Source organism: Kitasatospora albolonga (genome assembly GCF_039535905.1).
GTDB classification, from domain to species: Bacteria; Actinomycetota; Actinomycetes; order Streptomycetales; family Streptomycetaceae; genus Kitasatospora; species Kitasatospora albolonga.
Map to the genome: position 1 here is coordinate 13,474 of NZ_BAAAYB010000030.1, position 12,315 is coordinate 25,788.

Below are 12,315 nucleotides of genomic sequence, written 5' to 3' on the forward strand. Positions count from 1 at the left end.
CTCGACGCGCGCCCCACCACCGCGCCCGCCCGCGAGGCGCTCGCCGTCTGCTGGAGCAGGGCCCGGCCCTCGGCGTTTCCCGGTCTGCCTGGCCGAGACCCCGCAGGCGCTGCCCGCCGGTCTCGGCGCCACCGCCGTGGTCACGGCGAGGTCGCCACCCAGCTCACCCTGGACCGCCCGCTGGGCGGCGGCGGCCGCGAACTGGTCCGCGACCTGGCCCGGACGCCGTCTCCCCCGCCTGGGCCGAGCGCTGGCCCGGGTGCTGGCCCCGCTGCGCGAGGCCTCCCCGGTCTCCCGCGGCCCGCTGCCCGAGCAGCTGCGGCTGCTGGACCTGCTCCAGCCCGACACCGTCACCCCCTCCAAGCTGGCCGCCCGCTGGGCCGCGCTGCCCGGCGGGCCCCGGCACCGCCACCGCCCTGCTCGGCACCGGCCGGGACGAGACCCTGCTGGTCGACCTCGCCGACCCGGACGAGCCCAACGGCCCGCACCTGCTGATCGGCGGCGCCCGCGGCACCGGCAAGACCGAGCTGCTGCGCACCTGTCGCCTCCCTCGCCGTCTCCGAGCAGCCCGGGCGCGGCTGCGGATCACGGTGGTCGACGGCCGCGGCGGCGGCACTCCCGAGGCTCCCGCCGGGCTGGCCGGCTGCACCGACCTGCCGCAGGTCACCGAGCACGTGGACGCCGGGGCCGACCCGCGCCGCGCCTGCTCGCCGCCGAGACCCTGCTGGACGAACTCGCCCACCGCGAGGCGCTGTTCGACGGCCTCTCGTTCACCGCCTGCACAACGCCGGGCCGCCGTGCAGCCCGCCCCGGCCCTGGTGACGGCCGGCGGCGGCACCGCCCCGACGACGGCCCCCCGGGTCGGCCAGCAGCGCAAGCCGGCCGACGTGCTCACCGCCCCGGCCCGGCTGGTCGTGGTGGTGGACGACCTGGACGCGCTGCTCTCCCCCACCTCCCCGGCCGCCGCCCGCTCAGCCGGGCGCTGTCCGCCGTGGCCGAGCGCGGCGGGCCTGCTCGGCGTCCACCTGGTGGCCGCCACCGGGGCGCCCGAGCTGGCGGTGGGCACCGCGCTGGACGAGAACGCCCAGCTGCGGATCGCCCTGCGCACCGCCGACCCGGTCGACTCCGACCTGCTGATCCACCTCACCGACGCCGCCGCCCTCCCCGAGGGCACCCCGGGCCGCGGCTACCTGCGCCGCCCGGACGGCGGGGTGACGGCCTTCCAGGCCGCCAAGGTCAGCGGCCGCATCCCCCGCACCGCCACCCTGCGCCCCACCGTGGTCGCCGTCGACCCGGCCCAGCTCGGCGCCCCGCCGACCCGCCGCCCGGTCCGCGAGCTGGGCAACGGCCCGACCGACCTCGCCCTGCTGGCCAGCGCCCTCCAGCGGGCCGCCACCCTCGGGGCCGGGTCCTGACGGTGTCTCAGGGGCGGTCGCCGGCCTTGTCGACGACCGCCCGGCGGACCACCGCGTCCGCGCCCTGGCCCCAGCGGGCGCCGAGGTACTCGTAGCTGTCGCGGTCGAAGACCCACTCCACGGTGGCCTTGCCGTCCGGCAGCGCCACCCCGACACCGTGCCGGCCGAGCCCGTCCGTGACGTCCTCGTGCACCACCGCCCCGGGGATCAGCCCGGCCGCCCGGAACAGCGCCGCGCTCACCTCCGGTGTCGCGATCTGCTCGGCGACCAGCCGGTTGATCGCCTTGAAGGCGGCGTGCTCGGGGCTCTGGCCCTGCCCTCGGTCTGAGCCTTGATCAGCGCGAGCAGCGCCGCCGGGTCGGTCGGCAGGGTGGCCACGTAGCGGTAGTTCGGGTTGTTGACGCTGGCCGGCTCGTCCAGCGGGGTCAGCTCCCGCCGCCCGTACCGACTGTCGTCCAGCAGGGCGGGCCGCTTGCCGTCCACCGGCAGCCAGAGCTCGGCCTTCACCTCCGGGTCCTGCCGCTGCACGTAGACGTACTGACTGTCCTTCACCTCCTGCCGCGGCTTGGCCGCCGCCGCCGCGGGCCGCCCGGTCCAGCACCACCGAGGCCGCCGAGGCGGTCGGGGCGGCGCCCCCGGTGTTCAGCACCACGGTCAGCGCCAGCGCGCCCGCCAGCACAGGCACTGCGGCCCATCCGTAACGGCGGGTGGTGCTCCTGGGCTTCCGGCTGATCTCGCTCATCAGGTGTCCCCTCAACAGCTGGTGGCGGTCGGCGGGGAGCACCGGCTCGTGCTCGTGGTTCATCAGTTCTTCCCCTCTGACCGGACCGCTTCGACGCGGTCACTCCCTACCTGTCCGCGGCCGCGGTGAGGTTCCGTCAGTTCCTCCGCCGCCAGGTCGCGCAGCCGGGCCCGGGCCCGGGAGAGCCGGGAGCGGACGGTGCCGACCGGCACGCCGAGCGCCTCGGCGGCCGAGGCGTAGTCCAGCCCGGCCAGCACGCAGAGCTGGAAGACCTCGCGCTCGCGGCGGCGCAGCCGCTCCAGCGCGCGCTTGGCGGCGGCCAGCCGGGCGCCGTCGTCCATCCGGCCGACCAGCTCGTCGGCGAAGTCGGGCACCACCTCCCGGTCCGGCAGCCGGGCCAGCGCGGCCCGGTGGCGGCGGCCGGCCCGGGTGGTGTTGCGCAGCACGTTGGTGGCGATGCCGAACAGCCAGGGCCGCACCGACCCGCCGTCCTCCTCCAGCTTCCCGCGCAGCCGCCAGGCCTCCAGGAAGGTCAGCGAGACGGCGTCCTCGGCGGCGGCCCAGTCCCCCAGCGTCCGTACGGCATACCCGTACACCCCCTGTGCGTGTTCGTCGAAGAGCTGCCCGAAGGCGCTCTGGTCCCCGGCGCGCAGCCGGGCCCGTAGTGACAGTTCCACGCCCCTACCTGTCCGCTCGCGCCCCCGGGTTCCGACCAGGATGCCGCGAGGGCGGTACCGGCAGGGAAGCCGGTACCGCCCTCGCGGTGAACTGTCGGACCGTCAGACGCCCGTGCGGAGCAGGGTGCGGATCACCCGCATGGCGACCGAGAGGCTGGACAGCTCGTAGTTGTCCGAACCCCTTATGTCGTCGAGGGTGGTCTTGGCCCGGCTCAGCAGGGTCGAGTTGAGCTCGGCCCAGGCCGCGTACCGCTCCTCGGGCGTGGAGCCCTCGGTGCCGCAGGACAGGATGTCCGCGGTGAGCGCGGAGTGCGCGGCGAACAGGTCCTCGCGGATCGCGGCGCGGGCCATCGAGGACCAGCGGTCGTCGCGCGGCAGCTCGATGATCCGGTCCAGCAGGTGGGTGATCTGCAGGCGGTCGGCCAGGTCGTAGTAGAGCTCGGCGACGTCGGTCACCTCGCTGCCGCTGCGGTCCGCGACGCCGACGATGTCCAGGGTCGGGAAGGCGGAGGACAGACCCGCGATCCGCAGCGCCAGCTCCTCCGGCACGCCGGCCTCGGCCAGCTCCCGGTGGACGCCCTCGAACCAGGTGAGGTCCTCGCCGCGCAGCGGCTTGGGCAGGCTGTCCCAGACCTGGTCGACCCGGGACTGGAAGAACTCGATGGTGCCCTGGATGTCCAGCGGCTGGCGCCGGTTGTTGAGCATCCAGCGGGTGGCCCGCTCGACCAGCCGGCGGGTGTGCAGGCGCATCTTGGTCTGCACCCGCGCCGGGACGGCGTTGTCGAGGCCCTCGACGTCCGACCAGATCCGCTCCAGGCCGAAGACCGCGCGCGCCGCCGCGTGGGTGCGGGCGATCTCCTCCATGGTGGCGCCGGTCTCCTCGCGGAGCCGGAAGGCGAAGGTGCAGCCGCCGCGGTTGATCGTGTCGTTGACGATCAGGGTGGTGATGATCTCGCGGCGCAGCGGGTGCTGGTCGATCGCCTCGGCGAACCGGGCCCGCAGCGCGCTCGGGAAGTACTCGTGCAGCGCGGTGCGGAAGTACGGGTCGTCGGGGAGCTCGGTGGCGAGCAGCTCGTCGGCCAGGGTGATCTTGGTGTAGGCGAGCAGCACCGAGAGCTCGGGCTGGGAGAGCCCGCGCCCGCCGGCCGCCCGCTCCTTGATCTGACGGTCCGTCGGCAGGAACTCGATGGCCCGGTCCAGCTGGCCGTTGCCCTCCAGGCGGTTGATCATGCGGGCGTGCACGTCGACCATCGAGAGGGCCTGGGCGACGGCGTTGGCCAGCACCACGTTCTGCGCGTAGTTGTTGCGCAGCACCAGGTGGCCGACCTCGTCGGTCATCTCGGCGAGCAGCTTGTTGCGCTGCTTGACCGTCATGTCGCCGTCGGCGACGACCTGGTTGAGCAGGATCTTGATGTTGACCTCGTGGTCCGAGGTGTCCACGCCGGCCGAGTTGTCGATGGCGTCGGTGTTGATCCAGCCGCCGGTGCCCTCGGGGCCGCCGGTCGAGGCGTACTCGATGCGGCCGAGCTGGGTGCAGCCGAGGTTGCCGCCCTCGCCGACCACCCGGGCCCGGACCTGGCCGCCGTTGACCCGGATCGCGTCGTTGGACTTGTCGCCCACCTCGGCGTTGGTCTCGGCGGAGGACTTGATGTAGGTGCCGATGCCGCCGTTCCAGAACAGGTCCACCGGGGACTGCAGGATCGCCTTCATCAGCTCGGCCGGGGTGAGCTTGGACTCCTCGATGCCGAGCCGCTCGCGCACCTGGGCGGAGAGCTGGATCGACTTGGCGGAGCGCGGGAAGACGCCGCCGCCGGCCGAGATCAGGCTCTTGTCGTAGTCGTCCCAGGAGCTGCGCGGGACGTCGAAGAGCCGGCGCCGCTCGGCGAAGGAGACCGTCGCGTCCGGGTTCGGGTCCAGGAAGATGTGGCGGTGGTCGAAGGCGGCCACCAGCCGGATGTGCTCGCTGAGCAGCATGCCGTTGCCGAACACGTCACCGGACATGTCGCCGATGCCGACCACGGTGAAGTCCTCGGTCTGGGTGTCGTGGCCCAGCTCGCGGAAGTTGCGCTTGACGGACTCCCAGGCGCCGCGCGCCGTGATGCCCATGCCCTTGTGGTCGTACCCGGCGGAGCCGCCGGAGGCGAAGGCGTCGCCCAGCCAGAAGCCGTAGCTCTCGGCCACGCCGTTGGCGATGTCCGAGAAGGTCGCGGTGCCCTTGTCGGCGGCGACCACCAGGTAGGTGTCGTCCTCGTCGTGGCGGACCACCTCGGACGGGTGCACGACCTCGCCGGCCACCAGGTTGTCGGTGATGTCCAGCAGCGCCGAGATGAAGGTCTTGTACGAGGCGATGCCCTCGGCCAGCCAGGCGTCGCGGTCCACCGACGGGTCCGGCAGCTGCTTGGCGACGAAGCCGCCCTTGGCGCCGACCGGGACGATGACGGTGTTCTTGACCATCTGGGCCTTGACCAGGCCGAGGATCTCGGTGCGGAAGTCCTCGCGCCGGTCGGACCAGCGCAGACCGCCGCGGGCGACCTTGCCGAAGCGCAGGTGCACGCCCTCGACCCGGGGCGAGTAGACCCAGATCTCGAAGGCCGGGCGCGGGGCCGGCAGGTCCGGGATGGCCTTGGGGTCGAACTTCATCGACACGTAGGAGTGCCGCTCGCCGTCCGAGGCGTGCTGGAAGAAGTTGGTCCGCAGGGTGGCCTTGATGAGGTGCAGGAAGGAGCGCAGGATGCGGTCCTCGTCCAGCGAGACGACCTCGTCCAGGGCGCCCGAGAGCTCCTCCAGGATGCCCTCGGTCAGCTCGGACGCACCCTGCTGGTGGCCGGGGCTGAGCCGGGCCTCGAAGAGGTTCACCAGCAACCGGGTGGTGTGGATGTTGTTGCGGAGCGCGTCCTCCATGTAGTCCTGGGAGAAGGTGCTCCCGGCCTGGCGGAGGTACTTGGCGTAGGCGCGCAGCACCACGGCCTGACGCCAGGTCAGACCGGCGGTGAGGACCAGCTCGTTGAAGCCGTCGTTCTCCGCCTTGCCGGTCCAGGTCGCCGAGAAGGCGTCCTGGAAGCGCTCGCGCGCCTCGTCGGTGAGGGCGGAGGCCTCGCGCAGGCGCAGGCCGAAGTCGTAGACCCAGGCCTTGGAGCCGTCCTCGCGGGTGAGCGCGTACGGGCGCTCGTCGAGCACCTCGACGCCCAGGCGCTGGAGCACCGGCAGGACCTCGGTCAGCGAGATCGGGCCGCCGACCCGGTAGATCTTGAAGCGGCGCTCGTCGTCGCCCGCGCCGACCGGCTGGTAGAGGTTGAGCCGGAAGTCGCCCTCGCCGCTCAGCGCCTCGATCTGCTTGAGGTCGGCCACGGCGGTGCGCGGCGGGAAGTCGGCGCGGTAGCCGTCGGGGAAGGCGTTGGCGTAGCGGCGGCCGAGTTCGGCGGCGCGCTCCTCGCCCAGCTCGACGTGCAGCTGGTCGTGGAAGCCGTCCATCCAGAAGCGCGCGGCCTCGGCCAGCTTGGCCTCGATCCGCTCCACCTCGGCGTCGGTCAGCGAGGGCAGCTCGCTGCCCTTGGCGACCCGGACGACGAAGTGCAGTCGGGTCAGCACCGACTCGGTGGACCAGACGGTGTACTCGATGTTCTCGCCGTTCAGCTCCTGCAGCAGCAGGTCCATCAGGCGCAGCCGGATCCGCGTGGTGTAGCGGTCGCGCGGCAGGTAGATCAGCGCGGAGAAGTAGCGCCCGTACTCGTCCTGACGGAGGAACAGCCGCAGCCGGCGGCGCTCCTGCAGGTAGAGCACGCTGGTGGCGATGGAGAGCAGCTGCTCGGCCGGGGTCTGGAAGATCTCGTCCCGGGGGAAGGTCTCCAGGATCTGGAGCAGGTCGCGGCCGTCGTGGCTCTCGTTGGCGAAGCCGGAGCCGGCCAGCACCTCCTGCACCTTGCGGCGGACCACCGGGATCCGGGTGACCGACTCGGTGTACGCGGCCGAGGAGAACAGGCCGAGGAAGCGGCGCTCGCCGATCACGTTGCCCTGGGCGTCGAAGCGCTTCACGCCGACGTAGTCCAGGTAGGCCGGGCGGTGCACGGTGGACTTGCTGTTGGCCTTGGTGAGGACCAGCAGCTTCTTCTCGTGCGCCTTGGCCCGGACCGGGGCGGACATCCGGCCGAAGGCCTCGGAGACCGGGTGGTGGTCGGTGTCGTGGCTGAGCGGGTCGGAGCGCAGGATGCCGAGGCCGGTGCCGGGGACGGCCCGCAGCACCTCCTCGCCCTCGTGCTCGGCCAGGTCGTACTCGCGGTAGCCGAGGAAGGTGAAGTGGTCGTCGGCCAGCCAGCGCATCAGCTCCCAGGCCTCGCCGACCTCCTGCTCGGCCAGGTGGGCCGGGGGCTCCTCGGCCAGCTCGTCGGCCAGGCGCAGCGCGGAGTCGCGCATCTTGCCCCAGTCCTCGACGACCTCGCGGACGTCGCCGAGCACCCGGCGCAGGTTGGCCTCGATCGCGTGCAGGTCCTCGCGGTCGGTCTCGCGGTCGATCTCGATGTGCATCCAGGACTCGACCGTGGCGTCGGCGGGCCACTCGGTGCCGGCCGCCTGGCTGCGCGAGCAGGCGTCCAGGTCGAGGATCTCCAGCAGCTTGCCGGTCAGGTCACGGCGCACCACCAGCTGGGGGTGGATCACCACGTGGATGCCGCGGTCCTGGCGGGTCAGCTCGTTGGTGACCGAGTCGACCAGGAAGGGCATGTCGTCGGTGACGACCTCGACCACGGTGTGGCCGCAGGACCAGCCGTTCTCCTCCACCGTGGGGGTGTACACCCGGACCTCGGCGGTGCCCTGCGGGCGCTTCAGGCCGAGGCGGTAGTGCGAGGCCGCCGCGCCGTAGACGTCCACCGGGTCGCGGTCGACGAGGTCCTCGGGGGCGGTGTGGAGGTAGTAGTACCGCAGGTACGAGGCAAGAGCACCGTTGCTCAGGCCCTCCCCGGGTGCCGCTCCCCCCACCTGGCTGTTCTCAGCGGCTGCCGCTGCCTTGGTGAGCAGCTCGGCCTTGGCTGCGTCCAGCTTGGTCTGCATGGCTGTATGGCTCCTGTCGCGCGCCGTTGCGTGACTCGGTGATGGGTCCGGGTACACCGCCGGGTCTACCCGCAATCCTCCACCAGCACCGGAGGAAAGTGGCCCATGGCACGCATGAAGCGACCTTCGTCCGGGTAATGGTGACGGATTCGGCACCCGACGACGTCACTCACCCTAACCAAAGCCCAGCAGGGTGTCAGGGGACATGGAGGCAGAAAGCCGGACGAAGATCACACCGTCCTGGACACGTTGTCCAAACCGGCCGGTCACATGACGCGCCGTCAGACCTCGTCGGCCAGGACCAGTTCGACCGCCTCCGCCAGCGAGTCCACCACCGGGGCCCCGAGCCCCGCCAGCTTCTCCCGGGTGTGCGAACCCCCGGTGTACAGCACCGCACGCGCGCCCATCCAGTGGGCGGCCGCCGCGTCGTCCGCCGCGTCCCCGATCACCACGGTGCGCGCCGGGTCCTGGCCGAGCCGCTCCAGGTGCCGCTTCAGGTAGTCGCGCTTGCCCGTCCCGTACGACTCGCCGACCCGGCCGTCCACCCGGACGAAGTGCTCCTCGATCCCGCGGGCCCGCACCTGCGGCACCAGCCGGTGGTGCTCGTGCATCGACAGCAGCGACTGGCTGCGCCCGGCCGCCCGCCAGCCGGCCAGCAGCCCGGCCGCGCCCTCGGTCAGCCCGCAGGCGTCGCTGAGCTCCTGGTAGCGGTCCTGGAAGGCGGCGTCCAGCACCGTCCACTCGTCCCGGCTGGGCTCGCGGCCGAGCAGCAGCTCGTAGAACTTCGGGATCGGGAAGGTGTACAGCTCCCGGTACTGCTCCAGCGTGATCGGCGCCATGCCGAGCGTGGCGAAGGCCGCGTTGCTGGAGGCCACCACGGCCGCCATGTCGTGCAGCAGGGTGCCGTTCCAGTCCCAGACGATGTGCGTGCTCACCCAGGAACGGTACCCGCCGCCGCCGGCGCTCAGGCCCCGGGGGGTCGAGCCGTCCGCCAGCAGCTCGCGCAGCACCCGGTCGACCTGGTGGTGCACGAGCTCGGTGCCGGGCGGCACCAGCTCCTCGGTGCGGCGGACCCACTCCGCCACGGTGGAGGCGTCGGCCTGGAGCAGCACGTCGCCCTCCAGCGAGCGGAGCATCACGGTGAGCAGGCCGCGGCCGCCGACGGTGCTCGGCCAGATCCGCACGTCCCCGCTGCCCGTGGCCCGGTAGACGCCCTCGGCCAGCAGCTCCCGGGCGAAGTACCAGCTGACCGGGGAGGCCGAGTGGACGTGGAAGGTGACGTGCACGGCGTACGGGTCGTCGGCCCGGTAGCCCAGCCGGGCCCGGACCGGGATGCTGTCCTGGGGCGACACCAACAGGTCCATGGTCAGGTCGCGCTCCAGCACGGTGCTCTCCATCTCGCGGCTCTCCATCTCGCGCTCTCCTCCGCTCGTCCCGGTCCGGCGCACTGAGAACGACGCCGGGAACGGGTCGGTACCCGCGGATCCGCAACCCTGTAGGGGCAAACAGCGGTGGCCCGGCCGGTTCTGTCGGTGGCGACAAAAGCGCCGGACAGCCTTCCGGATGACACCGCGTCAACTCCGCGACACCGCCTCACCCCCCGAACGCCCGCCCGTCCGCCCACCCGTCCCGCCACCCCACCGTGCGGCCGCGCCCGGCCGGGCACGAACGGCCCCGGAGCGGCCGGGCCGCCGCTTCCTACCCTGACCGCTATGGACGCTCAACCGACCACGGTGCTGGGGGAATCGACCAAGCGGCTGGCCCGGATCCTGCTCGACGGCCTGCCGGAGCTGACCGAGGAGACGGTCCGCCGGATCCGCGAGGAGCTGAAGGTCTACCAGGACGCCGGCCCGCTGCCGTCCGGCCAGCTGCACGAGGCGGTCCGGGACAACCTGGCCTACTCCCTGCGCGGCCTCACCGGCGAGGAGATCACCCTGGAGGCCCCCCGGGTCACCGGGCGCCGCCGGGCCGAGCAGGGCGTGCCGCTGGCCATGGTGCAGACCGCCTACCGGCTGGGCTTCCGCTGCCTGTGGGAGCGGATGGTCGCCGAGGCCGAGCGCACCGGCGCGGCCAGCAGCGCCGACCTGGTCGCGATGGCCAGCGAGGTCTGGCGGTACAACGACGAGGTGGTGGGCGCCATGGTGGACGCCTTCAACGAGCGCACCGCCGCCCTCAAGATCCAGTGGGACCAGGAGCGTTCGGCCCTGGTGGACGTGGTGCTGCGCGGCGGCATGGGCAACCCCGGGCGGGTCCTGGAGGCCGCCGACATGCTCACCCTGCCCTACGACGGCACCTTCGCCGTGGTGGTCGCGCACGCCCCCGGCCTGGCCCGGCAGGCCCTGCCGGACATCGAACCCGCCCTGCGCAGCCACCAGATGGGCTCCGCCTGGCGCCTCACCCCCGACGCCCACATCGGCATCGTCTCCATGCAGGACGGCGCGGCGATGGAGCAACTGGTCGAGACGCTACGGCTCCAGACGGTCCGTCGGGCCGGGGTCAGCCCCTGCTACTCCAGACTCGACCAGACCCCGCAGGCCCTCCACCTGGCCCAGGTCGCGCTGGCCAGCGCGGCCCCCCGCTCCGAGACCGTCTCGGTCTTCGACGCCTCCCCGCTGCCGATGCTGGTGGTCAGCTCCCCCTCCACCGCCTCCCGGATCGGCCACCAGGTGCTCGGCCCGCTGATGGACCTCCCGGAGAGCCAGCGCGAGCAGCTGCTCACCACCATGTCCACCTACTTCGCGGTGGACGGCTCGGCCGACAAGGCGGGCAAACTGCTGTTCTGCCACCCCAACACCATCCGCTACCGCCTGCGCCGGATCGAGCAGCTCAGCGGACGCTCCTTCGAGCGCCCGCTGGACTCGGCCGAGCTCTACATCGCCCTGCAAGCCGTCCTCCGCCTGCCCGAGGTGGTCCGCGACCCGCTGCACTGAGCGCCCTCCGGGGGTGCTCAGCCCTCGAACTCGGCCGCCCCGCGCAGCAGGTGGTGGTCCGACATGCCCGGGGTGCAGGGCGCCGCGTCACCCTTGACGTTGCGGAAGTCCCGGGCGCTCAGGAAGAGGTAGTCGATCTTCGTCGCGGTGGTGGCCTTCGGCGAGCAGAGCGGCTCCACGGTCGGCGCGCCGGTGCGGCAGCGGCCACCCGGCAGCGCGCAGAAGTCGGCGTCGTTCTCGTCCGCCTCCTGGTACTTCCCGCTGCCGCCCGAGTGGTTGTACAGCGCGTCCAGGGCCGGCTCCTGCGGGGTCGCGTTGAAGTCGCCCGCCAGCAGCACCGGCTCGCCCGCGTCCACGTACGCCCCGGTCAGCCGGGCCACCTCGGCGGCGTGCACCGGCGTGACGGCGTCGTGCGGGTCCAGGTGGGTGTCGCAGACCCGGACCTGACGGCCGGTCACCTTCGCCTGGGCGCAGAGCAGCGCGCGCTGCTCGGTGCCGTCCGGCTTCGGCAGCATCGTCACCGAGCGGCTGCCCGGCACCACGGTGCCAGCCGGACCCTTCACGAAGATCCCCAGCCCGAACCGGGTGTCCGTGGCGTCCCACTTGGCGCAGCCGGAGGCCGAGGAGAGCGTCGCGCCCCAGACCGCCTCGTAGCGGCCCGCCAGCTTGGTGCGCAGCAGGTCCCACTGCCCGTGGCAGAGCTCCTGGAGCACCACCACGTCGGCGCTCCAGGCGTCCACCTCGGAGACCAGCTGGTCGCGCCACTTGGCCGGGTCGTTCTGGTAGACGTCCGGGCAGGCCGCCCCGCAGACGTTGTACGTGATGAACCTCGGCTTCGGCCAGGTCACCGGATCGGCCACGTCGGCCCGGGCCGGAGCCCCCGCCAACAGCAGCACCACCACGGCGAGCAGGGCCGTCCACAGCTTGCGCACAGCGCGTTCCCCCTTGATCGACTCCACGACCGGGGGATTCTACGGGGCGTCAGGCCGTCCGGATCAGGCCAGCAGCGCGGGGATCTCCTGGGTGGCGAACCAGAGCAGCTCGTGGTCCTCGGCACCGTCCACCGTGAACTGCGCGTCCGCGTCGCCCCCGTCCGCCGCGCCGATCGCCGCGACCGCCGCCGCCACGTCGGCCACCACGTCCGCATCGGCCACGTCCGCGTGCACGGCGGCCGCCTTGGCCAGCGGCAGCGGGCCCCTGAGCACGATCCGGCCCAGCGAGGCCTGGTCCTGGTACTCGTCACCGGCGAACGGCGCCACCGCCGAGTCGGCCACGTCCACCGCCACCACCACCCGGCGGCGCGGGGCCTGCGCGTCCTCGGCCAGCAGGCGCAGCGCGGCCTGGGCGGCCCGGTTCAGCGCGGCGTACTCCAGCTCCTCCAGGTCGTCGCTGACGTACCACTCCCGTAGTGCCGGGGTCACGGCGTACGCCACCGACTGGTCCAAGGACCCACCGGGGTGCGCGGCCGCCAGTCCGGCCAGGGTGGTGGGCACGTACACGCGCATCGG

General features: G+C 72.9%; 9 protein-coding genes and 1 pseudogene. 2 read left to right on the forward strand and 8 right to left on the reverse strand.

The genetic code is table 11. The annotated features are described in order from the left end of the window. The first annotated feature begins 590 nt into the window (after positions 1 to 590). Positions 591 to 1,415: a hypothetical protein gene (locus tag ABD946_RS07570; RefSeq protein ID WP_345281324.1), complete on the forward strand. Its 825-nt coding sequence runs from the start codon at positions 591 to 593 to the stop codon at positions 1,413 to 1,415. A 7-nt stretch (positions 1,416 to 1,422) separates the two neighbouring features. On the opposite strand, the gene ABD946_RS07575 is transcribed toward ABD946_RS07570, so the two are convergent. The 6 genes and pseudogenes from ABD946_RS07575 to ABD946_RS07600 form a co-directional block, all read right to left on the reverse strand. Next, positions 1,423 to 1,656 carry a hypothetical protein gene (locus tag ABD946_RS07575; RefSeq protein WP_345281325.1) on the reverse strand — a complete coding sequence of 78 codons (234 nt, stop codon included), beginning with the start codon at positions 1,654 to 1,656 and terminating at the stop codon, positions 1,423 to 1,425. Continuing rightward, positions 1,653 to 1,967, reverse strand: coding sequence for a hypothetical protein (locus ABD946_RS07580; protein WP_345281326.1), 315 nt, complete (start codon positions 1,965 to 1,967; stop codon positions 1,653 to 1,655). Before ABD946_RS07580 ends, ABD946_RS07575 begins: the two co-directional genes overlap by 4 nt. A 252-nt stretch (positions 1,968 to 2,219) precedes the next feature. Continuing rightward, on the reverse strand, positions 2,220 to 2,834 hold the full coding sequence (locus ABD946_RS07585) for an RNA polymerase sigma factor (protein WP_345281327.1): 615 nt from the start codon (positions 2,832 to 2,834) through the stop codon (positions 2,220 to 2,222). A 102-nt stretch (positions 2,835 to 2,936) separates the two neighbouring features. Next, positions 2,937 to 7,877 (reverse strand): NAD-glutamate dehydrogenase, encoded by a 4,941-nt coding sequence (locus tag ABD946_RS07590; protein WP_345281328.1) that lies wholly within the window; start codon positions 7,875 to 7,877, stop codon positions 2,937 to 2,939. Positions 7,878 to 8,158: 281 nt separating this feature from the next. Then, positions 8,159 to 8,812 carry an HAD family hydrolase gene (locus ABD946_RS07595; protein WP_345281340.1) on the reverse strand — a complete coding sequence of 218 codons (654 nt, stop codon included), beginning with the start codon at positions 8,810 to 8,812 and terminating at the stop codon, positions 8,159 to 8,161. Between the two features lie 111 nt (positions 8,813 to 8,923). Further along, a pseudogene (locus ABD946_RS07600) lies at positions 8,924 to 9,289 on the reverse strand (SsgA family sporulation/cell division regulator); the annotation flags it as partial. Positions 9,290 to 9,589: 300 nt separating this feature from the next. Here ABD946_RS07600 and ABD946_RS07605 point away from each other — a divergent pair. Next, on the forward strand, positions 9,590 to 10,807 hold the full coding sequence (locus ABD946_RS07605) for a PucR family transcriptional regulator (RefSeq protein WP_345281329.1): 1,218 nt from the start codon (positions 9,590 to 9,592) through the stop codon (positions 10,805 to 10,807). Between the two features lie 17 nt (positions 10,808 to 10,824). Here ABD946_RS07605 and ABD946_RS07610 read toward each other — a convergent pair whose 3' ends face one another. Beyond that, on the reverse strand, positions 10,825 to 11,766 hold the full coding sequence (locus ABD946_RS07610) for an endonuclease/exonuclease/phosphatase family protein (RefSeq protein WP_345281330.1): 942 nt from the start codon (positions 11,764 to 11,766) through the stop codon (positions 10,825 to 10,827). Between the two features lie 36 nt (positions 11,767 to 11,802). Next, the gene (locus ABD946_RS07615; protein ID WP_345281331.1) at positions 11,803 to 12,312 is read right to left on the reverse strand and encodes a DUF6912 family protein; all 510 of its coding nucleotides are present in this window, start codon (positions 12,310 to 12,312) and stop codon (positions 11,803 to 11,805) included. Positions 12,313 to 12,315: the final 3 nt, after the last annotated feature.

What these genes read in the sequence shown, in the direction of transcription:
- ABD946_RS07605 (WP_345281329.1), top strand. Translation starts at nt 9,590, where the DNA reads ATGGACGCTCAACCGACCACGGTGCTGGGGGAATCGACCAAGCGGCTG.
- ABD946_RS07615 (WP_345281331.1), bottom strand. Translation starts at nt 12,312, where the DNA reads ATGCGCGTGTACGTGCCCACCACCCTGGCCGGACTGGCGGCCGCGCAC.
- ABD946_RS07590 (WP_345281328.1), bottom strand. Translation starts at nt 7,877, where the DNA reads ATGCAGACCAAGCTGGACGCAGCCAAGGCCGAGCTGCTCACCAAGGCA.